Source organism: Bradyrhizobium sp. 160, from assembly GCF_023073735.1.
Classification (GTDB): Bacteria; Pseudomonadota; Alphaproteobacteria; order Rhizobiales; family Xanthobacteraceae; genus Bradyrhizobium.
Genome location: NZ_JADPKD010000028.1, coordinates 309,890 through 335,878, shown reverse-complemented (window position 1 = coordinate 335,878; position 25,989 = coordinate 309,890). Strand labels below are relative to the sequence as shown.

The window sequence follows — 25,989 nt, the reverse complement described above, 5'->3', positions numbered from 1 at the left end:
GGGCGTTAAGTTAGTTTGCCGCCGCTATCCCGGCCCGATCTCAGCCATGATCTTCCCAGTTGTCACCTGCTCGCCCTCGGCGACATCGATCGCTGCGACGACGCCGTCGATGCCGGCCTTGTGAACGTGCTCCATCTTCATCGCTTCCAGCATAAGCACCGGCTGATCCGCGGTGACGCGATCGCCCGGCTTGACGAGGACGGCGACGACGCGGCCATTCAGGGCTGCGCGGACCTTGCCGTCACCGCCATTGCTCGCGGCAGCCTTCGGCGCGGCCAGGGTAAGATCGACGACCGCGAGAGGGATGCCGCGGCGCTGGACGTAGAGCCGGTCGCCATCGCGCAGGAATTTGGCGCTGTCAATCACGCCGTCGTGGCGGAAGCGGATGGCGTCGGGATCGAGCTGGTCGATTTCGAATCGGTCTTGCCGACCATTCGTTGCGACGGCGTAGCGCCCGTCGCGCTCCCGCGTGATTTCGAGCTCATGCGTTTGGCCTGAGATCTCGACTTTTGCCGGCAGCGGAAACGTTGCCGCAAGGCTCCGTCCAGTTCGCCATGACGGCGCGCACGGGTTCGTGACGTAGAGCAGCAGCCCGGCCAGCGCCGTATCAAATGCGGCGGCCGTCCGTGGCGCAAACAGTTCATCGCGGTGCGAGCCGATGAAGGCGGTGGTGGCCCCGCCCCGGGCAAAGCCAGGATGACGCAGGCAGGACATCAGGAACGCCTGATTGGTGGTCACGCCGAATGCCGTGAGCTGCTCGAGGGCGACGATCAACCGGCCCCTCGCCTCCTCGCGCGTCGTGCCATGGCTGATCATCTTGGCGATCATGGAATCGTAGAACGGCGGGATCTCCGTGCCTGATTGCAGCGCATGCTCGACGCGGATACCTTCCGGCACCTGCCAGCGCGCCATGCGGCCAGACTGCGGCATGAAATCGTGTGCGGCATCTTCCGAGCACAGCCGCACCTCGATGGCGTGGCCTTCGAAGCGGATATCCTGCTGCTTCACCGGCAACGGCTCGCCGCGCGCAACGCGCAGCTGCAGCTCGACGAGATCGAACCCGGTGATCGCCTCGGTCACGGGATGCTCGACCTGGAGCCGCGTGTTCATCTCCATGAAGTAGAACTCGCCGCTTTGATCGAGCAAAAATTCCAACGTGCCGGCGCCCTCGTAGCGCAGCGCCTTCACGGCAGCGACGGCGACCTCGCCCATTTTCGCGCGCAGCTCCGGCGTCACGGCGGGCGACGGCGCCTCCTCTATCAGCTTTTGGTGCCGCCGCTGCACCGAGCAATCGCGCTCGCCGAGATGGATGGCGTTGCCGTGGCTGTCGCCGAACACCTGGATTTCGATATGGCGGGGGTTCTGGATGGCCCGTTCGAGGATGACCGTGGGATCGCCGAACGCCGCCTTGGCCTCCGATCGCGCGCTGCGCAGCGCATCGGGAAAGGATGCTGCATCGGTCACGAGCCGCATGCCACGTCCGCCGCCGCCGGCGACCGCCTTGATCATCACGGGAAAGCCGATCCTTGTGGCTTCCGACAGCATCACCTCGTCGCTCTGGTCTGCCCCCTGATAGCCGGGCACGACGGGCACGCCGGCCTTCTTCATGATGTCCTTGGCGCCCGCCTTGTTGCCCATCGCCTCGATCGCCTGCGGCGACGGGCCGATGAAGACGAGGCCGGCATCCTTGCAAGCGCGCGCAAACGCCTCGTTCTCGGCGAGGAAGCCGTAACCGGGATGGACAGCGTCCGCGCCGCTCGCCTTGGCGGCGGCGATGATCGCGGGGATGTTGAGATAGGATTGCGCCGGCAGCGCCTCGCCGATGCGCACGGCTTGATCGGCTTGGCGCACATGGAGGGCGTCGCTATCGGCATCCGAATAGACCGCGACGACGCCAAGGCCGAGGTGCCGCGCGCTGCGCATCACGCGCAGCGCGATCTCGCCGCGGTTGGCAATCAGGACCTTGAAGAACGGCCGGTGCTGCACTGATCCGTTCCTCATGGGCGGGCCACGGAGAATTGCATGCGCTGGGGTGTGCGTGCATCACCCTCGCCACAGATGGCCAACACTTCGGAGAGCACCGCGCGGGTGTCGCGCGGATCGATCACGCCGTCGTCGAGGACGCGCGCGCTGGTCGAGAACACGTCCATCTGACCGTCGAACACGCCGATGATCTCAGCCTTCATGGCCTCGAGCTTGTCCTTCTCGACCGGTCTGCCGCGGCGTGCGGCAGCCGCTTCGGTCACGATCGCCATGGTTTCTGCAGCCTGCTCGCCGCCCATCACGGCGGTCTTGGCATTCGGCCAGGAGAAGCAGAAGCGCGGATGGAAACCGCGGCCGCACATGCCGTAATTACCGGCGCCGAACGAGGCGCCACAATAGAGGGTGATCTGCGGCACCGTCGCCGAGGTCACGGCCTGGATCATCTTCGAGCCGTGCTTGATCATGCCGGCCTCTTCGTAAGCCTTGCCGACCATGTAGCCGGTGGTGTTGTTCAGATAGAGCAGCGGCGTGCTAGTCTGGCAGCAGGCTTGGATGAAATGCGTCGCTTTGTTGGCGCCGGCGGGATCGAGCGGACCGTTGTTGGTGATGATGCCGATGGCCTGACCCTCGATGCGGGCATGGCCGCAGACCGTGGCCGGACCATAATTCGGCGCCATCTCGGTGAAATCGGAATCATCGACGATGCGCGCGATCACCTGTTTCATGTCCACGGAGCGCTTGTGGTCCATCGGCATGATGCCGAGGAGCTCGTCCTGGTCGTAGCGCGGTGGCTTGAACTGCAGAGCCGCTTTGCCCGGCCGGTCCCATTGCAGCGCCGCCATGATTTCGCGTGCGATGCGAAGTGCGTCGCGATCGTCCTCGGCGAGATAGTCACCGAGGCCGGACACCTGCGTGTGCATCTCGGCGCCGCCAAGCTCCTCTTCGGTCGCGATCTCGCCCGTCGCGGCTTTCAATAGCGGCGGCCCGGCGAGAAAGGCGCGGGTGCGACCGCGGACCATGACGATGTAGTCGGAGAGGCCGGTCTGATAGGCACCGCCGGCGGTGGACGAGCCGTGCGTCACGGTGACGACGGGCAATCCCGCTGCCGAGAGCCGCGCGAGATTGCGAAAGATGTTGCCGCCGCGCACGAAATCCTCGACGCGGTAGCGCAACAGATTGGCGCCGGCGCTTTCGACGAGCTGGACGTAAGGCAGCTTGTTCTCCAGCGCGAGTTCCTGCACCCGCAGCGTCTTGTCGAGTCCGTAAGGTTGCAGCGCACCGGCATCGATGCCGGCGTCGTTGGCACTGACCATGCAGCGGACGCCCGAGACAAAGCCGATCCCGGCAATGACGCCTCCGCCGGGCACGCTCTTGTCCGGATCCGGCACGTCGAACCTGTAGCCGGCGAGCGTCGACAGCTCGATGAACGGCGCGCCGGGATCGAGTACCAGCGCCACGCGCTCGCGCGGCAGAAGCTGGCCGCGCTTGTGGAAGCGATCTTTCGCTGCCGCCGACGCCGCCCGCGTACGCTCTTCCAGCGCGCGCATGCGGTCGATCAGCGCAAGCATGCCGTGGCGGTTGGCGTGGTAGGCTGCGCTACCGGGGGAAATGGTGTTTTCGAGAATGGACACAGTTTACTCCGTCATTCCGGGGCGATGCGAAGCATCGAACCCGGAATCTCGAGGTTCTCAGATGCGCAATCGGGCACCATGGTTCGCGCTTCGCGCGCCCCGGACCGACGTTCAGCGCTTCGTCCCAAAGATCTTCCGCGCCTCGGCGGGGCTTGCGATCTCGCGGCCGGCACGCCGGGCACAGGCAGCGACGGCTTCGATCAGCTGACCGTTCGACGTCACCTTCTTGCCGTCAGCGAGATAAAAGGTGTCTTCGAGACCGGTGCGTAGATGGCCGCCGAGCTCAGCGCAACGCTGGTGCAGCGGCCAGATCTCCTCGCGGCCGATGGCCGTGACCTGCCAATGCGCTTCGGGCCGCTTCAGCTTGAGCAGGATCGGCAACAGCTCGGGATCAGACGGCATGCCTGAGGCGACGCCCATCACGAAGTTATATTCGAGCGGCCCCTTGTACATGCCAACCTGGTGGTACATGCCGACGCAGCGGACGATGCCGACGTCGAAGCATTCGAACTCGGGGATGGTGCCGACCGCGTTCATGACATCGAGATAGTCCTTCACCTTCTCGACCGCGTTGTCGAACATCATCGGCGGCCAGGCCCAGCTGTTGTCGGCCTTGACCTTCAGATAGTTCAGCGAGCCGGCGTTGCAGGCCGCGATCTCCGGCTTCGTCTCACGAATGCAATCGAGCGCGCCTGAGTAGTTCGGCCCTGACACGCCCGAGGTGTGGTTGATGATCACGCCGGGGCAGGCCTCGCGAATCGCTTGCTGGATCTCCTTGCTGACGCTCACCTCCCAGGACGGCAAGTGGCCCTTGTTCGGCGCCTGCTGGCGCAGATGAATGTGCATGATGGACGCGCCGGCGTCGAACGCAGCCTTGGCCTCGCGCGCCATCTCTTCGGGCGTCACAGGCACGTTGTGCTGCTTCGGGTCGGTCAGCACGCCGTTCAGCGCGCAGGTGATGACGGCCTTGTCGCTCATGCCTTGACGCTCATGACTTGGATGTCTCGCACGTTGAGAATTCAACGCTTGCGATCATGTGACGCGCGGCATGCGGCTTCTTGCGCGGAGAAGCTGGAAAACGACGAGCTTCGTAGGGTGGCAAAACGAAGCGTGCCCACCTCTTCCATCGCGATCCGGGACAGTGGTGGGCACGGCGCGTTGCGCCTTCCCACCCTACGAGAGGGGTGCTAACTCGCCTCGGCCATCCGCACCGTCTCGGTGCTGCGATAGATCGCAAGATCGCGTGAGCCGACGAAGATCGCGCGCGGCTTCAGGCCGTAGAAGCGGCGTATCGAGTGGCTGAAGTGGGTGGAATCGGGATAGCCGATGTCCTGCGCGAGATGGGCGAGGTTGAGGTCCTGGTTGGCGTAGTGCAAGAGATGCCGCGCACGCTTCCAGGCGCGGAAGGACCGGAACGAGATGCCGGTCTCTTCCTTGAACAGGTGCAGGAAGCGCGAGGCGGACAATCCCGCTTCGGCTGCGCAAGTATCGGCCGTGACCGGCTCGCCGGAGAAGCGCTCGATGCGCGCGACCGCGCGCATCACGCGCGGATCGAGCAGGCGGCGCGGCAGCGCCTCGCCAAAACACATCTCGTCGAACTCGGCGGTGGTGATGTCGCCGTAGCGGCGCTGGCGAAGTAGCGCGTAGGCGGCGAGGATCTTCCGGGCATAGGCAGTCTTGTCCGGTCCCCGCAGCCGCTCGGCCAAGGCCTCGATCACGCCATCCGGCATGCTCTCCGGCTCCAACGTCACGCTGATCACGCTGCGATAATCGCTGGCGATGGTGTGCCGCTGGTTGGGCAGGGTCACGATCAATTCGTCGGACGTGTGGACGTCATCGATGGTCAGATGCAGGCTGCCCTTCACCGCGACATAGACATGGCAGCAGCCCGGGGTCCGCTTGCGGGGGCGGCCGAGTAGGCCGGCATAGAACACCCGTTCCGGCGTGATCAGCATCAAATGGTCGGATTCGCGACCTGTATCTTCCATTGGGGTCCTCCTCGCGCGGCTCTCTGGCCGCTGCGGACGGAGGTCACCTTAGCGGAAATTTGGGCGCTGTCACGATAGGATAGCGCTGTCAAAAGACACAGCCGGTCATTCCGGGGCCGTCCGCAGGACCAACCCGGAACCTCGAGATTGTCAGATGCGCAACGATGCGCCGTAGCTCGATGCTGCGCACCGCCACGGAATGACGGGCTGAAGCTTACGCCCGCACCCGCGGTGCGACGTTCTGCTCGACGCCTGCCCTCTGTTCCGCAGCAACTACGCGCTTGAAGCCGTCGCGTTGCTGCAGGCGCGCCCAATAGGCTGCGACATTTGGCCCGAAATCCCTGGCCAGCCCAATATTGTCGGCAAGGCGGAGCGCATAACCAATGACAATGTCAGCGGCTGTGAAGCGGCCGGCGCACAAGGTTTCGGCATTTGCGGTGGCTGCCTCAACGGCGCGCAAGCGCCCCAGGAACCATTTCGCATAATCTCCGGCGACCTGCGGATTGCGGCGCTCCTCCGGCTCGAGCTGGGTGTATCGGAGCACCAGCGTTTGCGGGAAGGTCAGCGTGGCATCGCTGAAATACATCCAATTCAGGAACGCGCCATAGGCGGAATCTTCGGGGCCGACCATCAGCGGCGTCGGACCATATTTCATGCCGAGATAGTGGCAGATGCCGGAGGATTCGGTCATCCGCGTCTCGCCGTCGATCAGGAAGGGGATCGTGCCGAGCGGATTGACGCCGAGATAATCCTTCGCGAACACCCGCGGCGGGAACGGCAGCATCTTCAATTCATAGGGCAGCCCCATCTCCTCCAGCATCCAGAGCGGGCGGAACGAGCGCGCGGCCTCGCAGTGGTAGAGCGTGATCATGACGCATTTCCTTTACTGCCGGGCAACGTGCCCATCATCTTGCAGAGGACCATCAGCATGACCTCGTCGGCACCGCCGCCGATCGAGGTCAGACGGCTGTCGCGATAGGCGCGGCTGACCGGCGTCTCGTTGGTAAAGCCCATTCCGCCCCAATATTGCAAGCAGGCATCGGTGAGCTCACGGCCGAGTCGCCCGGCCTTCAGCTTGGCCATCGTGGCGAGCCTGGTGACGTCCTCGCCGGCGACCAGCTGCTCGGCGGCCCGATAGATCAACGCGCGCAGCAGCTCGACCTCGGTCTGCATCTCCGCGAGCTTGAAGTGCACGACCTGATTGTCGAGGATCGACTTGCCGAACGCCTTGCGGTTGCGAGTGTATTCGATGGTCTGATCGATGATGTATTCATGCGCCTTCAGGCAGGCCGCCGCGCCCCAGAGCCGCTCCTCCTGAAACTGGATCATTTGGTAGGTGAAGCCTTTGCCCTCCTCACCGATCCGGTTGCGCTTGGGCACGCGGACATCGTCGAAGAAAATCTGCGCGGTGTCTGACGAGCGCATGCCCATTTTGTCGAGTTTTCGCGCGATTGTGACGCCCTTGCTCTTCATGGGCACGCAGATCAGCGACTTGTTGCGATGGACGGGCCCCTCGCCCGTATTGGCCAGCAGGCAGATCCAATCGGCTTGCGTGCCGTTGGTAATCCACATCTTGCCGCCATTGATGACGTAATCATCGCCATCCGAGCGTGCATTGGTCTTGATCGAGGCGACGTCCGATCCTGCGCCGGGCTCGGAGACGCCGATGCAGGCGACATAGTCCCCCGAAATCGACGGCGCCAGAAACTCGCGCCGCACCTCGTCCGAGCCGAACCGCGCCAGCGCCGGCGTCGCCATGTCGGTCTGCACGCCGATCGCCATCGGGACGCCGCCGCAAGTGATGGCCCCGAGCTCCTCTGCCATCATCAGCGCATAGGAGTAATCGAGACCTGAGCCGCCGAACTCCACGGGCTTGTTCAATCCGAGAAAGCCGAGGCTGCCCATCTTCTTGAACAGCTCATGCGCCGGAAAGATGTCGGCCTTCTCCCATTCATCGACATGAGGGTTGATCTCATTGGCGATGAATTTCTGCAAGGACCGGCGGATGTCGTCGTGGTCGGCAGTGAACAGCATGTCTTTCCCTTCGTCATTCCGGGACATCGCGGAGCGATGAGGCCGGAATCCATTCCCCTCTGGTATTCGGCGCCCGATGGAATCCGGGCTCGCTTCGCTGCACTCTGCGCCCCGGAATGACAGCCTCAATCACAACCCCATCTGCCTCGATGCCAGATCCTTCATGATCTCCTCGGTGCCGCCGCCAATGGCATTGACCTTGACCTCGCGGTAGATGCGCTCGGCCTTGATGCCGCGCATGAAGCCGGCGCCGCCGAAAATCTGCACCGCTTCCGAAGCGCAGAAGGCCATGGTTTGCGTCGCCTGATTCTTCATCATGCAGATTTCGGCGACCGGGCTTTCGCCCTGCTCGAGCCGCCAAGCCAGCATCTCCAGCATCGCCTGGGAGGCGGCGACCTTCTGCGCCATGTCGACGATCTTGTGGCGAATCACCTGATGCTGGGCGAGCGGCTTGCCGAAGGTCTTGCGCTCCTTGGCATAGGCAATCGCCTCATCCAGGCAGACCCGGGCGAAGGCGGTGCAGCTCGCGGCCATGCCCATGCGTTCGCTGTTGAAGTTCTGCATGATGATCTTGAAGCCCTGACCTTCCTCGCCGATCAGATTTTCGGCGGGCACGCGGCATTCGTCGAAATGCAACGTCGCGGTGTCGGAAGCCCACCAGCCCATCTTCTGCAGCTTCGTGCGCGATAGGCCGGGCCTGTTGCCCTCGATCAGCAGCAGGCTGACGCCGCCGGCGCCCTCGCCACCGGTACGCACCGCAACGGTCAGATAATCCGCACGCATCCCTGAGGTGATGAAGGTCTTCTCCCCGCTCACAACGTAGTGATCGCCGTCGCGCCGCGCCCGGGTGCGCAGGTTCGCGACATCGGAGCCGCCGCCCGGCTCGGTGATGGCGAGCGCTGAAATCTTCTCGCCAGCGAGGATTTGCGGCAGCACACGCGCCCTGATCTCGGGGCGCGCCGCGCGGGCGATCGGCGGCGAGCCGATGGTGTGGCTCATCAGGCTGGCACTGACACCGCCGGCACCAGCCTGCGCGAGCTCCTGGCTCGCCACGATCTTCATGAACTGGTCGGCGGCGATCCCGCCATATTCCTCGGGAAATCCGAGCCCCAACAGCCCGATCTCGGCCGCCTTGCGATAGAGCGCGCGCGGGAATTCGCCGGCTTCGTCCCATTCATGGGCGAAGGGCGTGATCTCCTTCTCGACGAAGCGGCGCATGACATCGCGAAAGGCGTCATGCTCCGCAGTGTAGAACGGGCTCTTCATGGCACCTCTCGCCTCGTACGGATTCGCCTCGGCCAGCATGGCCGGAACTTTGTTGGTTTCACTTGCGCCAAGTGGCTGGCCGGAGAGGGCCGGTCCTCTTCAAGCGCCAGCAACTTGACGCAAGACGATTTTCGCTCCTCGCAGGCCAACTCCGGATCAAAAATATGGTGCACACAACTCCGGCTGGCCCAGCAAGGCCACGCCGGGCCTGGTGCATGGCAATAAATAACATAGCGGCGCAAGAGCGCCGAGGGAGGGATTTTTGGCCGTTCGTTACTACGACTGGATCGCTCATCATGGCCGGCGCACGCCCGCCAAGGTGGCGGTCATCGATCTCGCGAGTGAGCGCCGCTTCACCTATTCGCAGCTCGATGCCCGTGTCTCGCGCCTCGCCTCATTCCTGCGCGACACGCTCAACGTCTCGCGCGGTGACCGCGTCGCGGTGCTGGCGCTGAACACCACCGATACGCTTGAGGTGCAGTTCGCCTGCGGGCGGCTCGGCGCCATCTTCGTGCCGCTGAATACCCGCCTCACCGTTCCCGAGCTCCAGTTCATCACGGGCGACTGCGCGCCGAAGGTGATGATCCACGACGCCGACCTGGCCGAGACGGCGCTGAGCGTGGCCAAGCTCTGCGGTGTCGCGACCCGCCTGCTGCTCGGCCCCGGCGGGTCCTATGAAGCTGGCATCGCCGCCGCCAAACCGCTCGACCGCGGCGAAGAAGTCACGCTCGATGACGTCTCGACCATCATGTACACGTCGGGCACGACGGGACATCCGAAGGGCGCGACCATCACCCATGGCATGACTTTCTGGAATTGCGTCAATCTCGGCGGCCCGGCCTGCATCGGACCGTCCTCGGTGCTGCTCACCGTGCTGCCGCTGTTCCACACCGGTGGTCTCAATTGCTACACCAATCCGGTGCTGCATGCCGGCGGCACCGTGATGATCACGCGCGCCTTCGATCCCGGCACTGCGCTCGCTCTCATCAATGATCCCGCGCAGGGCATCAACGTCTTCTTCGGCGTGCCGGCGATCTACCAGTTCATGGCTCAACACCCCGCCTTCGCGGCCACCGATCTCAGCCGGCTGATCGTCGGCGGTGTCGGCGGCGCGCCGATGCCGGTGGCGCTGCTGAAAGTATGGGAAGCGCGCGGCGTCGCGCTTCAGCAGGGCTATGGCATGACCGAGACATCGCCGGCCGTGCTGGTGCTCGACCGCGAGGATGCTGCGCGCAAGGCCGGCTCCGCTGGCAAGCCGGTGCTGCACACCGAGGTCCGGATCGTGCGACCCGACGGCAGCGATGCCGATGTCGGCGAGCTCGGCGAACTCTGGGTCAAGGGGCCGAACGTCACGCCCGGTTACTGGAACAGGCCGGAAGCAAACAAGACGTCGTTTACGGACGGCTGGCTGCATACGGGCGATGCCACACGCGTCGATGAGGAAGGTTTCTACTACATCGTCGACCGCTGGAAGGACATGTACATTTCCGGCGGCGAGAACGTCTATCCGGCCGAGGTCGAGAACGTCCTGCATCAGCTCAACGCCATCGCGGAGGCCGCAGTGATCGGGATTCCCGATCCGCAATGGGGCGAAGTGGGCCTTGCCATCGTTGCGGTCAAGCCGGGCCAGAAGCTGACCGAGGCCGAGGTTCTCGCACATTGCGCGGCCAACCTCGCGCGCTTCAAATGCCCGCGCCAGATCCGCTTCGTCGATGCGCTGCCGCGCAACGCCACCGGCAAGATCCACAAGCCGACCTTGCGCAAGGAGTTTTCGGTGGCTTCCGAAGTCGACAACAAAGTCGCCAGTGCCTGACCGAAGCGCCCCTCGCGGGCGCTTTTTTCTTTTCGAAGTGCCTGCTCAACCCACAAGAAACCCCAAGGAAATTGTTCATGAAAAACAAGAAACTCGCTCTGTTCGCCGCGGCAGCGGCACTGACATTGCTCTCCCTACATGGCGCCCACGCGCAAAAGAAATACGACACCGGTGCCAGCGACACCGAGATCAAGATCGGCAATGTCGAAGCCTATTCCGGTCCGGCCTCCGCCTACGGCGTCATCGGCAAAACCGAGGAAGCCTATTTCAAGATGATCAACGACCAGGGCGGCATCAACGGCCGCAAGATCAACTGGATCTCCTATGATGACGGCTACTCGCCGCCCAAGACCGTCGAACAGGTCCGCAAGCTGATCGAGAGCGATGAGGTGTTCCTGGTCTTCAACGCGCTGGGCACCCCGACCCAGACCGCCGTGCAGAAATATCACAACGCCAAGAAGGTGCCGCAGCTCTTCCTTGCAACGGGCGCCAGCAAATGGAACGACCCGAAGGGTTTTCCCTGGACCATGGGCTTTCAGCCGAGCTACCGGGTCGAGGCCCGGATCTTCGCTAAGTACATCTTGCAGGCGAAGCCAGATGCCAAGGTCGCGATCTTCTATGCCAATGACGATTTCGGCAAAGACTACGTCGCCGGCATCAAGGAGATCTTCGGCGAGAAAGCCTCTTCGCTGATCGTGGCGGAGGAGAGCTACGAGACCACCGAGCCGTCGATCGATTCCCACATCGTCAAGCTGAAGGGCACCGGCGCCAATGTCCTCGTCAATATCTCGACGCCGAAATTCGCAGCGCAGGCGATCAAGAAGATCGCCGAGCTTGAATGGAAACCGATGCATGTGATGACGGACGTGTCGATCTCGATCGGCGCGGTGATGAAGCCCGCCGGCCTCGATGCTTCGGAAGGCGTGCTGTCTGCGACCTATTTGAAGGACGCGTCCGACCCGCAATGGAAGGACGACGAGGGCATGAAGAAGTTCATGGCCTTTATCGACAAGTACATGCCGGGCGCCAACGTCTCCGATACCAATCTCGTCTACGGCTACGCCGCCGCGCAGACCCTGGTCCAGACGCTGAAGCAGTGCGGGGACGAGCTGACCCGGGAGAACGTGATGAAGCAGGCTGCCAGCCTGAAGGGCTTTGCGCCGGACACGCTGATCCCGGGTATCAAGGTCAACACAGGCCCCAACGATTTCGCGCCGATCGAGCAGCTCAAGATGATCCGCTTCAAGGCTGGTCAGTGGGAATTGTTCGGGGATATCATCAGCGCGGAAACGGGCGGCTAATCCGCATCAGCTCAACATGCCCAAGCAAGATAGCGGCCGAAAGGGCCGCTATCTTTCGCGCGAATGCATTCAAAGCGTGGTACCACATGTTGGCCGTTCGATGCCGCGACGGATTGCCATTCCGTCATACGGCATACCTTTCTGATGGTTGCCACTGCGGCGAACTCGCCATAGAAAAGCGTGACGCGCCACCAAGAACAAGAACAGATGAGGTCACGCCATGGAAGCTCAGGTGCCCGCTGCGTCGGTTTGTCTCCGTCGATGGTCTCCCCCACCCGACGCCAGCGACGTGGTCAAGGGCATCCATGCCATGCTGCACCCGCGCAACATCGTGCTGGTGGGCGCGACCGACAAGCCCGGCAACTATGCCGAGCGCATCTGGAACAATCTGGTCAAGTACGGCTACGAGGGCGGGCTCTATCCGGTCAACGCCAGGCGCGACACCATCTGGGATGTCCCCTGTTACAAGGACTTTGCCAGTCTTCCCGAGCAGCCCGATCACGTCCTGGTGCTGGTGCCGGCACGCTCTGCGGTGCAGGTGATCCGCGATGCCGCCGCGGCCGGCGCGCGTTCGGCCACCATCGTCACCTCAGGCTTCAGCGAGTTGCAGGACGACGAGAGTCAGAAGCTTGCCGCCGAATTGCAAGCAGCCGTACGCGAGACGGGACTTGCGGTCACGGGACCAAACTGTCTCGGCAATTTGAGTGCCGGCGAAAAGCTCTTCACCAATATCGACGATCGTATCGTCACCATGGAGCAGGGGCCGGTGGCGATCGCCGGACAATCCGGCGCCATCGTCATGGCGATCCGCCAGGCGCTGGAGGACCGGGGTGTCGGCGTCGGCTACATGGTGACGACCGGCAATGAGGCCGGGCTCGAGACGCCGGATCTGATGCGCTATTTCGCCGAGGACCCGAGCATCAAGGTGATCGTCGTCTATCTCGAAGGCGTGCGCAATACCAAGGCGTTCCGCGACGCCTGCAAGGCGGCGCGCGCCGCGAGCAAGCCCGTGATCGCGCTCAAGCTCGGCGCGTCGGAGGGTGGCCGCGCTGCGGCGATGGCGCATACCGGTGCACTCGCCGGATCGATCGAGACATTCGATGCCATTGCAACCCGCGAAGGCGTGATTCGGGTCGGTGGGCTCGACGAGTTGATCGAGACCACCGAGTGCTTCGTCCACGCCGTGGCGCCCAGAGGCGACCGGCTCGCCGCTGTCACCTTGTCCGGCGGCAAGCGCGGTATGTTGATCGACGCTTTCTATGCCGTGGGCTTGAATTTCGCGCCGCTGAGCCCCCATGTCAGCTCGGAGCTGGCAAAGATGCTCGGCCCGGGCTCGATCGTCGGCAATCCACTCGATGCAGGGTTTGCCGCCGTGGTCGATCCCTCCGTCTACATGAGGTCGATTAAGCTGATGATCGACGATCCCGATATCGACGTCGTCATCATCGACGCTGAGCTGCCGAAGGCGCCGCACGAGCTGCGCGAGCGCAATCTTCGCATCGTCAATGAGATGGCGAGCAGGGCCGCAAAGCCCGTGATCTATATCAGCGCGATGTCGATCGGCTTCACCGAATTCACCAAGGCGCTGCGCAAATCGCTGCCGCATCTGGCGGTGATGCAGGGCATGGACCGCGCGGTGACCGCGATCAAGTCGCTGCTCGATTACGCAAAGCTGCGCAAGGAAGTGCCGGACATCGTCTCACGCTCGAAGCCGGCCGCACGTGCCGTGCTCGAGAAGATGCTGAAATCGGCGAGCGGCGCCGCGCTCGATGAGGTTGCCTCCAAGAAGCTCCTGAAAGCATACGGCATCCCGATCTCGAAGGAGGCAATTGCGCAGACGGCGGCAGAAGCCGTGAAGATCGCCAAGCAGATCGGTTTCCCGGTTGTCGCTAAAGTCGTTAGCGCCGAGATCCTGCACAAATCCGACATCGGTGGCGTGGTGCTGAACCTCAACAGTGCCGCCGAGGTGAAAAAGGCGTTCGCCGACATCACGGCTCGGGTGAAGAAGCTGAAGGGCAAGCCCAAGCTCGACGGCATCCTGATCGCGCAGCAGGTCAGGGCCGAACTCGAACTGGTTGTCGGCGCCTCGCTCGATGCCGAGATGGGGCCGGTCGTGCTGTTCGGCACTGGCGGCATCGACATTGAGCTGATGAAGGACGTCGCACTCGCCGGCGCGCCGCTGGACGAGGCCGAGGCGCGGCTCCTGATCGGTCGCACCAAGGCCGGAATCAAGATGCGCGGTTATCGCGGCAGGCCGACGCTGCACGAGACCTCCGCAGTGAAGGCGCTCGTCGGCCTATCCAACCTGATCGCAGACGCCGGCGACCGAATCGCCTCGATCGACATCAACCCGTTCCTGATCAACACCAAGACGGGCGTGGCCGTCGATGCCCTGATCGTCCTGAACAACGCTGCGGCAAAGCGCGCGGCCGGGCATTGAGATGAGGTGGAGCGGGTTACGCTTCGCTAACCTGCCCTACGTAACATGCGGCCAAAGTGCATCCGGGCTGCTTCCAACTTCTCCGCTTTGGCCGTAAAATCGTCCCTGCATGGCACGCGCGAGCAATCTCGTGATCGGAACGGCGACGCTGGCGGCGATCGCCGTGGCGTTCGGCGGCCTGCTCGGCGTGCAGAAATGGCGCACCATCCAAAGTCGCAGCCAGTTGCGCGTGGTGTTCGAAGGCGGCTCCGCCAGCGGACTGCGTCGCGGCGGGCCGGTCAATTTCGACGGTGTGCCTGCGGGCCAGATCCTGTCGATCAAGCTGGACAGTCCCGGCAGGATCGTGGCGCTGGTGATGCTCGACAACACCGCACCGATCCGCAAGGACACCGTCGCAGGCATCGAGTTCCAGGGTCTCACGGGCGTTGCCGCGATCTCGCTGATCGGGGGTGCCCCCTCCGCGCCGCCGGTGCCCCTGGACGTGGACGGCATTCCCATACTGACCGCCGATCTCAGTGACGCCGAGTCCATCGTCGATGCCCTGCACAGCGTCGACCGTACGATCGTGAGCAACGCCCCTGCGATCAAGGAGGGCCTGCGCACATTCGAGAACTACACCGCCGATCTCAGGGGCAAGGGCGGCGAGATCGACTCCGTCATGGCGAAGGTCGACAGCGCCTTCGCGGGCTTCGACAAGGCGGTCACGAAGATCGAGGGCGTGGTGCCCGGCTTCGTCGACGGCAAGGCCGACGAGCTGTTCGAGAAGATACAGGGACTGCACGAGCTGGCCGACACCATGAAGAAGAAGTCGGCAAGCTACCTCGAGGACATCCGCCGTTCGCTGCTCGACGTCAGCGAGACCGCCAGCAAGATGGCGGGAACGCCCGTGGCGCCGCGACCGCCGCGCAAGCCTGAGCAGCAGAAGCGGTGATCTCTTCGTTATCCTTCCTGAAGGAAGGTCGCCGCGGCTGCTCCGACTAAGACTAATCTCGGCCAGAATGCCCGGCGAGTTGCCGTGACGCTCCGGCGCGAGCAACTGGCTCGCTCGTTGGCCACCAAGCCAGACCCTTCCACTTAGCCGCGGCACGCCCGATGGAAGGCCGCTTACATTCATGGCCGATCGTGTGACGTGCGTCTGTGACCGCCGATGCCCGGCGCGCCTATACGGCTTTACGATTGTGGCGTTGCCGTTGCTCCCGCAATCTCCTCACCCATACACAAACGCCGCATCGTCCAGGTCCGTCTTCGGAATCTCGTCCTTCTCGGTCCAGTAGTCCTGACTGTGCTGCCATTCTGGCTTGTCGCCGCGCTTCGGCAACAGGTCCATATTGCGTATCATGTATCCGGGGTTGAAGTTTTCCGGATCGATCCAGGGCAGGATCGGCATGTTGTGGTCTTCGGGGCGCAATCTCACCTCGACCTTCTTTGCGCCCTTGCCCTTCATATGGCTGAGCAGCCGACAGACGAAATCGGCGACCAGGTCGACGCGCAGCGTCCAGCTCGCGCGGAAATAGCCGAACACCCAGACCATGTTCGGCACGCCCGTGAACATCATGCCGCGATAGGTGACGGTGTCGCCGAAGGCGAGCGGCTTGCCGTCGATCTCGAAGGCGATGTCGCCCAGGGCGGCGAGGTTGAAGCCGGTCGCGGTGACGATGACGTCGGCTTCGAGCAGCTTGCCGGATTTGAGCTGGATGCCGTTCTCGACGAAGCACTCGATCTCGTCGGTAACGACCGAGGCCTTGCCGCTGGCAATCCCCTTGAACAGATCGGCATCCGGCACGAAGGCGATGCGCTGCCGCCACGGCCGGTACTTTGGCGTGAAATGGGTCTCGACGTCGTAGTCGGGGCCGAGGACCGCGCTGATTTGACCGATCAGCTCCTTCTTCACCTGCTCCGGCTTGGAGACGCAAAGCTTGGTGAATGCATCCTGCTCGAACAGGATCTTGCGCCGGACGATCTCATGAATCCACTCCTCGTCGACTTGAAGCCTGCGCAGCTCCTCCGCAATCTCGATGGCGTTGCGACCGAGCCGGAAATAGGTCGGCGAGCGCTGCAGCATCGTGACATGCGCGCACTTGTCCGCGATGTTCGGAACGAGTGTTGCCGCGGTCGCGCCGGAGCCGATCACGATCACCTTCTTGCCCGTGAGATCGACGTCGTCGGGCCATGTCTGCGGATGGACGATGCGGCCCTTGAACCGGTCCATCCCCTTCCATTCCGGCGTGTAACCCTCCGAATGCCGGTAATAGCCCTGGCACATCCAGAGGAAGTTCGCGGTGAAGGTCTTCGGCTCGCCGGTGTCGGTCGTGACCGCCTCGATGGTCCAGAGATTTTGCTCGCTCGACCAGCTCGCGGAACTGATCTTGTGCTTGTAGCAAATGTGCTTCGCGAGATCGTTCTCTTCGATCACCTCGTTCATGTAGGCGAGGATCTCTTCGGCGGTCGCGATCGGCGGTCCGACCCAGGGCTTGAAGCGATAGCCGAAGGTGTGGAGATCGCTATCCGAACGGATGCCGGGATAGCGATGTGTGATCCAGGTGCCGCCGAAGCTCGCCTGCGTCTCCAGAATGACGAAGCTCGTGCCCGGAAGCTGCTTGGTGAGATGATAGGCGCTGCCGATGCCGGAGATGCCGGCGCCGACGATCAGCACGTCGAAATGTTCGGAAGCTTGCTTGGTAGCGGTGTGACCGCGAACAGCGACATTCATTGTTGCTTGTTGCCTTGCTCGTTTTTCGTGGCCGGCCTTGACTGGACGGCGCGTTTCCTCCGCGACAGGCAGTGTCGCCCATCGCGCTTCCGTTTCAACATGACATAGATCCGGTCGCGGTCAAATCACAGTGCCGCACCCCAGCTCCGTGCGGTCTGCAAGATCCAGTCCCGGTAGAGCGTGAGCGGAGTGACCCCGGTCAACCCGCCGCAACCTGCGGCGCCGTTCGGCCCGGTCGACCAACTGACGACGCCAACGAGCACGGCACCCTTCGGCTTGTCCTCGAACACCGGTCCGCCGGAATCGCCGGTACAGGCGCCGATTCCGTCACGAACACCGTTGGTTACGGGATCGACCAGCCGAATCTGGAGCGTGCCGGGCTGGCCGGTGGCGACCAGCGCAGCGAAACGCGTAATGCCACCGCTCTTGCCATCACCGCGAACTGTGACGCCGATGCCGGCGATGGTAAAGCGGCTGCCGACGCGGATTGGAATATCCGGTGCACCGACCGGCACCGTCGATTTTCCCTTCAGTGGAATTTCCAGTTGCAGCAGTGCCACGTCGGCAGTCGCCCGATGCGCCTGCATTGCCTGCATGTTGAAATTCGGATGGATCGCGACAGAACGGACGTTCAGCAATTGCGGCTGGCCGTCGCCGCCGCGATCGACGATCTTGTAGTCCGCGCCGGGCTGCACGCAGTGAGCGACCGTCAGCACCAGCTTCGGTGCGATCAGGCTCCCGGTGCAAAAATTGCCGCGCGAGCCGACGATGGTGACGATGGCGCGGGCGACACCCTCCGCTTGCGGCGTGCCGCCGCCAACGATGGCGTGAGCAGGCGTGGCGAGCAGCAAAATGGCAGTGATGAATGTCGCAATTGTCTTCATGGGAACACGTTTCGGCAGGCGGTTCGGTCAAGGGCGGAGTTTGCTTCAGGCTGGCCCTTGCCGATAGCGCGTGCTAGCCGTCTTGTCAGCCATCCTGGCACTGAATTGACGAGGACAGGACCTTGACGATCGAGGCTGTGATCTTTGATTTTGGCGGCGTGTTGACGAGCTCACCGTTCGAGGCGTTCGCCCGCTTCGAGACCGAGCGTGGCCTGCCCATCGACATCATACGGCGCACCAATGCCGCCAACCATCTGGAAAATGCCTGGGCCAAGTTTGAACGCGCCGAGGTGGATATCGACACGTTCGATCTTTTGTTCGCCGAGGAATCACGTGCGCTTGGCGCAGAGGTGCGCGGGCGCGACGTGCTGCCGCTGCTCCAGGGCGAGCTGCGTCCCGAGATGGTCGAGGCGCTGAAGCGCATCAAGGCGCAATTCAAGACCGGCTGCATCACCAACAACCTCCCGGCCAACGCCATCAGCAGCCTGACGGGACGCACGCTCTACATTGCCGAGGTGATGGCACTGTTCGATCACGTCATCGAGTCCGCCAAAATCGGCCTGCGCAAGCCCGATCCACGCATCTACCGGCTGATGCTCCAGACGCTGAAGGTTGATCCCAACAATTGCGTTTATCTCGACGATCTCGGCGTCAATCTCAAGCCGGCTCGCGAGATGGGCATGACCACGATCAAGGTCACCAGCGGGGTCCAGGCCATCGCCGAGCTCGAGGTCGCGACGGGGTTGAAGCTCTGCTAGTCCAACCTATTCTGCAGCGGCCGCGATCCGCTCCGGAAACGCGGCCGCGAGCGCGGCACGGTCGGGCTTCAGCACGCCGCGCTCGGTGATGAGGCCGGTCACGAGGCGCGCCGGCGTCACATCGAAAGCATAGTTCGCGACCGGGGAGCCCTCCGGCACGATGCGCACCGTCTCCAGCCTCCCGTCCGCGGTGCGACCGGTCATGTCGGTGACCTCAGAGCCACTGCGCTGCTCGATCGGGATGTCACGGATGCCGTCATGGATGGCGAAATCGATCGTCGGCGACGGCAGCGCGACGTAGAACGGCACACCGTTGTCGTGCGCGGCGAGCGCCTTCAGATAGGTGCCGATCTTGTTGCAGACGTCGCCGTTGGCGGCGACGCGGTCGGTGCCGACGATAGCGAGATCGACCATGCCGTGCTGCATCAGATGGCCACCGGTATTGTCCGGGATCACCGTGTGCGGCACGCCGTGATGGCCGAGCTCCCAAGCCGTGAGCGCGGCGCCCTGATTGCGCGGGCGGGTCTCGTCGACCCAGACATGGATCTTGAGGCCGCGCTCATGCGCAAGATAGACCGGCGCCGTCGCTGTGCCCCAATCGACGGTCGCGAGCCAGCCGGCGTTGCAATGAGTGAGGACGTTGACCGTATCGCCCGGCTTCTTCGCCGCGATCGCCTCGATCAGCTTCAGGCCATTGCCGGCAATGCCGCGGTTGATCTCGACGTCCTGCTCGACGATCTCGTCGGCGCGCGCGTAGGCCGCCTCCGCCCGTTCAACCGGATCGATCGGTGCGAGCGTCGCGCGCATCTCGTCCAGCGCCCATTTCAGATTAATCGCGGTCGGCCGCGCCACGACCAGCGTGTCATAGGCACGCTTCAGGCCGGCGTCGGAGGCGTCCTCGCGCATCGCGAGCGCCATGCCGTAAGCGGCGGTGGCGCCAATCAGCGGCGCGCCGCGCACCAGCATGTCGCGGATGGCGACCGCCGCCTCCTCGCATGACGTCAGCTCCGCAACAACGAACTCGTGGGGCAACCTGCGCTGGTCGATCGCGCCGACCGACCAGCCGTCGCGCTCGCGCCAGATGCTGCGAAAATGCTTGCCGTCGACCTTCATGGCATTCTGCCTTTCGTCTCAACCGCGCAGGATACGCCCCGCCACCGCATCGAGTTTCTTCAAAAGCTCGGGATCGCGGGCCTCGGGCGCCGTGATCAGGGCGGTGTCGAGCGCGCGATCCGAGCCGATCGGGCACGGCTCATGCTCGCGCGGAAAATCCTTTGCCAGCCGTGCCACCAGCGCCTTGGCCTTGTCGGCGTTCGAATTCAGCACACGGATAATGTCCTGCACGGTCACGGCATCGTGGTCGGGATGCCAGCAGTCGAAATCCGTCACCATCGCAACGGTGGCATAGCAAATCTCGGCTTCCCGCGCGAGCTTGGCCTCGGGCATGTTGGTCATGCCGATCACGGAATAGCCCAACGTTTTGTAGGTCATGCTCTCCGCGTAAGTGGAGAATTGCGGCCCCTCCATGCAGACATAGGTGCCGCTACGCGCGATTGCGATTCCCTCGGCTTCGGCCGCTGCGGCAAGATGGATTCGCAGCCGTGGCGAGACCGGATGGGCCATCGAGACATGGGCGACGCAGCCGCGGCCGAAGAACGAGCTCTCGCGCTTGTGGGTGCGGTCGACGAACTGATCGACCAGCACGAAGGTGCCGGGCGCAAGTTCCTCCCTAAAGGAGCCGCAGGCCGACAGCGAGATCAGGTCGGTGACGCCAGCCCGCTTCAGAACGTCGATATTGGCGCGATAGTTGATGTCGGAGGGCGACAATCGGTGGCCCTTGTCGTGCCGCGGCAGGAACACGACCGGCAGGCCCGCCATAGTGCCGCGGCGCAGGGGCGCTGACGGCTCGCCCCAGGGGCTCTTGATCGCCGCTTCGCGCGCACCCTCTAGGCCGGGCAGATCATAGATGCCGGAACCGCCGATGATGCCCAATACCGCCTGCGTCATGCCTGCTCCATCCCATCCGCCACGTGCGACATGGTCAAGCTATGCCAGTTTTGCGGCAGATTTGGAACGGGGTGGTAGTGTGGTCAGGAAGCGGGCGCTATCGCCACGCCATCGGTGTGTCGTCTTGGCGAAGCGGGCCCATACCGCGAGGTCTATCGGTTGCGAACGGTCTTTGTCCCGAACGACCGGTCTTCGCAAAACTGCTCCCTGGGGGAAATGGGTCTTGGCTTTCGCCGGAACGACCTCAGTGGTTCAACCTAAGCTGCGTTCGCCGGCTGCAGCTGAGCTGCGATCATCCGCTCCAGCGTCTCGACGGTTTGGAAATTCTCCGGCGTGATTTCGGCTTGCGGGATGGTGAAGTCGAATTCGGCCTCGACGCCGAGCATCAGATTGACCATGTCCATCGAGGCCAGGCCGACATCGACGAGCTTCGCCGACGGCGTGATGTCCGCCGTGAGCGAGTTCTGTTCGAGGATGCCCTTCACCAGCTTGATGATGCGATTGCGCATGTCGGTATCGAAAGCCTGCATCGGCAAATTCCCATCTATCTATCGGAGGCGGACCGGACTGCCGGCTACGATGGACACGGCCAGTCGGTCCCGCAATGGGCACGAGGATTACTTCGTCCTTCTTAGTAAACGATGACTCAAATTGACTAAAATTCGGGGGCTCTTCCAGAACCCTAACGGGTCCACGGAATTTCGGCCCCCTCCAACAACCTGACCTTAACTGTTCGTTCGGAATTGGGCTTTGTTTACCCTCTATTTCATCGACGAATTTGAATTAAATCCGTAGCCTCGTCTCACAAGCAAAGATGGTCGGAGGATCGCCGGCGGCATCGCGAATGATGGCGGCGATCTCGAACGGCGAACCGGAGGCGGACGAGCATGAACGTGCGTGAAGCAGTCCTCACTGTCGACGAAACGCAGACGAGCTTTCTCGAGCAGGGCCCCTCCCTGATCGAGCGTGCCGCCCGGACAGCCGCTGCCGCAGCGGCCGACGCAGACGAGGTCGATCGCGACGCCCGCTTCCCCCACACGGCTTTCGAGGTCGCGCGCGAGCAGAAACTGCTTGGCGTCATGATCCCGGTCGAGTTCGGCGGCTTTGGCGCCTCGATCTACGACGTCACCGACATCTGCTACACGCTCGGGCGCGCCTGCGCTTCCACCGCGATGATCTACGCGATGCACCAGACCAAGGTTGCCTGCCTCGTCAGGCACGGCCACGGCATCCCCTGGATGGAAACCATGATGCGCCGGGTCGCGCGAGACCAGTGGCTGCTCGCCTCCTCCACCACCGAAGGACAGAACGGCGGCAACATCCGCGCCAGCGCCGCCGCCGTCGATCACGCCGGCGACATCGTGTCGCTAGTACGCGATGCGACCGTGATCTCCTACGGCGCCGAAGCCGACGGTCTCGTCACCATCGCCCGCCGCGCCACCGACGCTGCCGCTTCCGACCAAGTGCTGCTGGCACTCGCCAAGGGCGATTATTCGCTGAAGCGGACGCTGGGTTGGGAAACGCTCGGCATGCGCGGCACCTGCTCGACCGGTTTCGAGCTGAAGGTCGATTGCCCCGCCGACCGCGTTTTCCCGGAATCCTATGACAAGATCCACGCCCAGACCATGACGCCGTTCGCGCATCTATGCTGGTCGTCCGCTTGGGCTGGCATTGCCGCCGCCGCGGTGACCCGTGCGCAGGCCTTCATCCGCAAGGTGGCCCGCAGCTCCGGCGGACAAATGCCGCCGGCCGCGGCGCATTTCACCGCCGCGAAGATGTCGCTCACAAAGCTGCGCGCGCTGATCGCTGCCAACATCGACGCCTTCGCCGGCGCCGAGCATGACGAGCGCGCGCTGAGCTCGCTCGACTTCCAATCCTCGATCACGCTTTTGAAGGTGCAGGCCTCCGAGCTCGCGGTGGAGACCGTGATGCATGCGATGCGTACCGCGGGCCTTTCCGGCTACCGCAACGACGGTGAGTTCACCATGGGCCGCCACCTGCGGGACGTTCTGTCGTCGCCGATCATGATCAACAATGACCGTATTCTCGCCAACGCCGCGACATCGACGCTGATGAGCGGCGTTCCATTGAGCCTTCGTGACTGACGTGCCTTCATGACCGACTAGCCTTGGCGACTGAACCAACAAGAACAATTTTGAGATAGCAGGACATCAACTCCATGAACATTGCCGTCCTCCCCAATTCGCCCGCGACCGCACCGGAGATCATCGATCCGCTCGATCATCTCACCGACAAGCTATTCCACCGCATGGGCTCGGACGGGGTCTACGCCCGCACCGCGCTCTACGAGGGCATCGTCGAGAAGCTCGCCACGCTGATCACTGGCCATCGCGAGGCCGGAACCGAGGTGATGCGCTTTCCGCCGGTGATGAGCCGGGCTCAGCTGGAGAAATCCGGCTACCTCAAGAGCTTTCCGAACCTGCTCGGCTGCGTCTGCGGCCTGCACGGCACCGAACGCGAGATCAACGCTGCGGTGAGCCGCTTCGATGCGGGTGGCGACTGGACCTCATCGCTCTCCCCGGCCGACCTCGTGCTGTCGCCAGCCGCCTGCTATCCCGTCTACCCGATCGCAGCAAGCCGAGGCCAACTGCCGAAGGACGGCCTGCGCTTCGACGTCGCCGCCGATTGCTTCCGCCGCGAGCCGTCAAAGCATCTCGACCGCCTGCAATCGTTCCGGATGCGCGAATATGTCTGTATCGGCAGCCCCGATGACGTCGCCGACTTCCGCGAGCGCTGGATGGTGCGCGCGCAGGCGATCGCCCGCGACCTCGGCCTGACCTTCCGCGTCGACTACGCCAGCGATCCTTTCTTCGGCCGCGTCGGCCAGATGAAGGCGGTGAGCCAGAAGCAGCAGCAGCTGAAGTTCGAGCTCCTGATCCCGCTGCGCTCGGAGGAGCAGCCGACCGCCTGCATGAGCTTCAACTATCACCGCGAGCATTTCGGCACGACCTGGGGCATTCAGGATGCCAATGGCGAGCCGGCCCACACCGGCTGCGTTGCCTTCGGCATGGACCGGCTCGCGGTCGCCCTGTTCCACACCCACGGCATTGATACCGCTTCCTGGCCAGCCAGGGTGCGCGACGTCCTGGGCTTACAGCCGCATGTTGCGGCCGAGGCCCACGGCGAAGGCTGGCGCTAACGGAACTCACGAGGCTGACCATTTCCACGGGCAAGACGAGCGTGATCCACACCAAGGTCCGATGCCGCGAAATCACCGAGACCGATGTCGAAGCCATCGCGGACCTGCTGACGCGCGGCTTCATCGGCCGCTCGCGGGACTATTGGATCCAGGGCCTGCGCCGGCAGGCTTTCCGGACCGTGCCGGAGGGCTATCCGCGCTTCGGCTACATGCTCGAGGATGACGGCATACCGGTCGGCGCACTGCTGCTGATCTACACGGCGCGCCAGCACGGCGAAGAGGCCGCCATCCAGTGCAATTTGTCGAGCTGGTATGTCGATCCGGTCTACCGCAATTACGCGCCGCTGCTGACCAAGATCGCGCAGCGGCACAAGGACGTCACTTATCTCAACATCAGCCCGGCGCCGTGGACCTGGCCGATCATCGAGACGCAGGGCTTTCGCGCCTATTGCTGCGGGATATTCTTCTCGGTGCCTGCGCTGGCGCGCCCCCCGCGCTGGAGCACGATCGAGGTGATCTCGCCGCACGCCAAGGCGATCCAGGGGCTTGGCGAACCCGAGACCGAGTTGCTGACACGACATGCGCGCTACAATTGCCTCAGCCTCGTCTGCCGCACACCGGAGGGAACGTTCCCCTTCATCCTGCAACCGGTGCGCATCCGCCGCGGCTTCATTGCGCCGCCTGCGATGAAGCTGATCTACTGCCGCAACACCGCCGAATATGCCACTTGCGCGGGCCGGATCGGCCGGCTGTTGCTGCGGCTCGGCAAGATTGCGGTGGCCGTCGATTCCAACGGCCCGCTTCCCGGCCTCGTCGGCCTCTACACCGAACGGCGCGGCCGCAAATATTTCAAGGGCCCGCACCGGCCGCAGCTCGCCGACCTCACCGACACGGAACTCGTGCTGTACGGGCCTTGAGCAGGCCCGCAGGCTGCGCACTGGCCCGTCATTCGGAGGTGCTCGCCTTGCGCAGCGCGGCGCGCCTCGAAGGATGAACGGCCGCGATGCAGCCGGCCCGACGCTCTTTCCAGATCTCCGCTATGCTCCGGCGCCTCAGGGTGACGGTGATACTCCGTGCACACGCATCTCTGCATCACCGGTCACTCTCCGTAAACTACTGCGCTTAAGGGAATTTTCTGGCCTCTTCGCTACCCTCGGCGGCTGAATTACGTCGCGTTAGCTCTATCGCCCGCCGAGATCCACGACTCACATGACGTCGACCCGCGAGAACGAGCATGGTGCACACCGCGAACAGGCCCCCGAGGCACTGGTCGCGCTCAGCCAGCTTGCGCTCGACCACATGGAGCAGGGCGTCTGCGTCTACGATGCCCACAACCGGATCGTGCTGGTCAATCAGCGCTACCTCACGCTGTTCGACATGTCGGCCGATATCGTGCGGGTGGGCACGAGCTATCGCGAGGTGCTTGCCCACAGCGCGACGCGCGGAAACTTTCCGCAGCACGAGATTGATACGCTTTACTCGGCGCGAATGACGCAAATTGCAGGGGGCAAGCCCTTTCGCACCGAACAGCGGCTTGCCAGCGGCCTCGTCATGGCGCTCGAGCTGAAGCCTCTCCCCGGCGGCGGTTGGATGACGATCTGCGACGACGTCAGTCGTCTCGCCCGACTCGAGGCGGAATTGCGCGTGCAGACGGAGCGTAGCCAGCACGCGCTCGCGAACACGTCGCACGGCCTCATCATGTACGATGCCGACAGCCGCGTCGTCGTCTGCAACGACCGGTTCCTGGACCTTTACAATCTCGACTCCGAAATCGTGAAGCCGGGCATCTCGCACAGCACGGTGATCGAGCACTGGATGTCGCGCGGCAACCTGACGGGCATGTCAGCCGATGAGTTCCACCACACCAGGCTGGCGGACGTGCGCGCCAGGAAGGCGAAAACCCTGCTGGTGATGCGCTATGACGGGCGGATGGTGCAGGCGGTTTCCCGCTTCCTTCCCGACGGCGGCTGGGTGACGGTGCACGAGGACGTCACCGAGCGGTTGCAATACTAGG

At 63.6% G+C, this 25,989-nt stretch carries 21 protein-coding genes; 9 read left to right on the top strand and 12 right to left on the bottom strand.

The window, feature by feature from the left end; genetic code table 11:
* Nucleotides 1–24: 24 nt before the first annotated feature.
* The 7 genes from IVA98_RS11160 to IVA98_RS11130 form a co-directional block, all read right to left on the bottom strand.
* On the bottom strand, nucleotides 25–2,001 hold the full coding sequence (locus IVA98_RS11160) for an acetyl-CoA carboxylase biotin carboxylase subunit (RefSeq protein WP_247303631.1): 1,977 nt from the start codon (nucleotides 1,999–2,001) through the stop codon (nucleotides 25–27).
* A complete protein-coding gene (locus IVA98_RS11155) occupies nucleotides 1,998–3,614 on the bottom strand; it encodes an acyl-CoA carboxylase subunit beta (protein ID WP_247303633.1) in 1,617 nt (538 codons plus the stop codon). The genes IVA98_RS11160 and IVA98_RS11155 overlap by 4 nt, the downstream gene beginning before the upstream one ends.
* A gap of 111 nt (nucleotides 3,615–3,725) precedes the next feature.
* Nucleotides 3,726–4,592, bottom strand: a complete 867-nt coding sequence (locus IVA98_RS11150) for a beta-keto acid cleavage family enzyme (protein WP_247303635.1) — start codon at nucleotides 4,590–4,592, stop codon at nucleotides 3,726–3,728.
* Nucleotides 4,593–4,801: 209 nt separating this feature from the next.
* On the bottom strand, nucleotides 4,802–5,602 hold the full coding sequence (locus tag IVA98_RS11145; RefSeq protein WP_247303636.1) for an AraC family transcriptional regulator: 801 nt from the start codon (nucleotides 5,600–5,602) through the stop codon (nucleotides 4,802–4,804).
* 214 nt (nucleotides 5,603–5,816) lie between these two features.
* Nucleotides 5,817–6,473 (bottom strand): glutathione S-transferase family protein, encoded by a 657-nt coding sequence (locus tag IVA98_RS11140; RefSeq protein ID WP_247303638.1) that lies wholly within the window; start codon nucleotides 6,471–6,473, stop codon nucleotides 5,817–5,819.
* Nucleotides 6,470–7,636, bottom strand: coding sequence for an acyl-CoA dehydrogenase family protein (locus IVA98_RS11135; protein ID WP_247303639.1), 1,167 nt, complete (start codon nucleotides 7,634–7,636; stop codon nucleotides 6,470–6,472). Before IVA98_RS11135 ends, IVA98_RS11140 begins: the two co-directional genes overlap by 4 nt.
* Before the next feature lie 129 nt (nucleotides 7,637–7,765).
* On the bottom strand, nucleotides 7,766–8,902 hold the full coding sequence (locus tag IVA98_RS11130; protein ID WP_247303640.1) for an acyl-CoA dehydrogenase family protein: 1,137 nt from the start codon (nucleotides 8,900–8,902) through the stop codon (nucleotides 7,766–7,768).
* A gap of 262 nt (nucleotides 8,903–9,164) precedes the next feature.
* Here IVA98_RS11130 and IVA98_RS11125 point away from each other — a divergent pair, with 262 nt between their 5' ends.
* The 4 genes from IVA98_RS11125 (at nucleotide 9,165) to IVA98_RS11110 (ending at nucleotide 15,387) form a co-directional block, all read left to right on the top strand.
* Nucleotides 9,165–10,715 (top strand): acyl-CoA synthetase, encoded by a 1,551-nt coding sequence (locus IVA98_RS11125; RefSeq protein WP_247335655.1) that lies wholly within the window; start codon nucleotides 9,165–9,167, stop codon nucleotides 10,713–10,715.
* Nucleotides 10,716–10,792: 77 nt separating this feature from the next.
* Nucleotides 10,793–12,016 carry an ABC transporter substrate-binding protein gene (locus IVA98_RS11120; RefSeq protein ID WP_247303642.1) on the top strand — a complete coding sequence of 408 codons (1,224 nt, stop codon included), beginning with the start codon at nucleotides 10,793–10,795 and terminating at the stop codon, nucleotides 12,014–12,016.
* Between the two features lie 220 nt (nucleotides 12,017–12,236).
* On the top strand, nucleotides 12,237–14,456 hold the full coding sequence (locus IVA98_RS11115; RefSeq protein WP_247354850.1) for an acetate--CoA ligase family protein: 2,220 nt from the start codon (nucleotides 12,237–12,239) through the stop codon (nucleotides 14,454–14,456).
* Between the two features lie 109 nt (nucleotides 14,457–14,565).
* Entirely contained in the window at nucleotides 14,566–15,387 is an 822-nt protein-coding gene (locus tag IVA98_RS11110) for an MlaD family protein (protein WP_247303644.1), read from the top strand.
* 276 nt (nucleotides 15,388–15,663) lie between these two features.
* Here IVA98_RS11110 and IVA98_RS11105 read toward each other — a convergent pair whose 3' ends face one another.
* Both IVA98_RS11105 and IVA98_RS11100 read right to left on the bottom strand, forming a co-directional pair.
* Nucleotides 15,664–17,166, bottom strand: a complete 1,503-nt coding sequence (locus IVA98_RS11105) for a flavin-containing monooxygenase (RefSeq protein ID WP_247303645.1) — start codon at nucleotides 17,164–17,166, stop codon at nucleotides 15,664–15,666.
* 125 nt (nucleotides 17,167–17,291) lie between these two features.
* Complete coding sequence (locus tag IVA98_RS11100; RefSeq protein ID WP_247303646.1) at nucleotides 17,292–18,050, bottom strand: S1 family peptidase; 759 nt, start codon at nucleotides 18,048–18,050, stop codon at nucleotides 17,292–17,294.
* A gap of 122 nt (nucleotides 18,051–18,172) precedes the next feature.
* Between IVA98_RS11100 and IVA98_RS11095 the strand changes: the two genes are divergently transcribed.
* Nucleotides 18,173–18,808 carry an HAD-IA family hydrolase gene (locus tag IVA98_RS11095; RefSeq protein WP_247303649.1) on the top strand — a complete coding sequence of 212 codons (636 nt, stop codon included), beginning with the start codon at nucleotides 18,173–18,175 and terminating at the stop codon, nucleotides 18,806–18,808.
* 6 nt (nucleotides 18,809–18,814) lie between these two features.
* On the opposite strand, the gene mtnA is transcribed toward IVA98_RS11095, so the two are convergent.
* The 3 genes from mtnA to IVA98_RS11080 form a co-directional block, all read right to left on the bottom strand.
* A complete protein-coding gene (gene mtnA, locus IVA98_RS11090; RefSeq protein ID WP_247303650.1) occupies nucleotides 18,815–19,921 on the bottom strand; it encodes an S-methyl-5-thioribose-1-phosphate isomerase in 1,107 nt (368 codons plus the stop codon).
* Between the two features lie 18 nt (nucleotides 19,922–19,939).
* Nucleotides 19,940–20,815, bottom strand: a complete 876-nt coding sequence (locus IVA98_RS11085; RefSeq protein WP_247303652.1) for an S-methyl-5'-thioadenosine phosphorylase — start codon at nucleotides 20,813–20,815, stop codon at nucleotides 19,940–19,942.
* 257 nt (nucleotides 20,816–21,072) lie between these two features.
* Entirely contained in the window at nucleotides 21,073–21,345 is a 273-nt protein-coding gene (locus tag IVA98_RS11080; protein ID WP_247303654.1) for a phosphopantetheine-binding protein, read from the bottom strand.
* Nucleotides 21,346–21,702: 357 nt separating this feature from the next.
* Between IVA98_RS11080 and IVA98_RS11075 the strand changes: the two genes are divergently transcribed.
* The 4 genes from IVA98_RS11075 (at nucleotide 21,703) to IVA98_RS11060 (ending at nucleotide 25,988) form a co-directional block, all read left to right on the top strand.
* Nucleotides 21,703–22,920 carry an acyl-CoA dehydrogenase family protein gene (locus tag IVA98_RS11075; RefSeq protein ID WP_247303655.1) on the top strand — a complete coding sequence of 406 codons (1,218 nt, stop codon included), beginning with the start codon at nucleotides 21,703–21,705 and terminating at the stop codon, nucleotides 22,918–22,920.
* Between the two features lie 74 nt (nucleotides 22,921–22,994).
* Nucleotides 22,995–23,975 (top strand): amino acid--[acyl-carrier-protein] ligase, encoded by a 981-nt coding sequence (locus tag IVA98_RS11070; protein WP_247335645.1) that lies wholly within the window; start codon nucleotides 22,995–22,997, stop codon nucleotides 23,973–23,975.
* 41 nt (nucleotides 23,976–24,016) lie between these two features.
* On the top strand, nucleotides 24,017–24,892 hold the full coding sequence (locus tag IVA98_RS11065) for a GNAT family N-acetyltransferase (protein ID WP_247335642.1): 876 nt from the start codon (nucleotides 24,017–24,019) through the stop codon (nucleotides 24,890–24,892).
* A 292-nt stretch (nucleotides 24,893–25,184) separates the two neighbouring features.
* Nucleotides 25,185–25,988 carry a PAS domain-containing protein gene (locus IVA98_RS11060; protein WP_247354848.1) on the top strand — a complete coding sequence of 268 codons (804 nt, stop codon included), beginning with the start codon at nucleotides 25,185–25,187 and terminating at the stop codon, nucleotides 25,986–25,988.
* Nucleotide 25,989 lies beyond the last annotated feature (1 nt).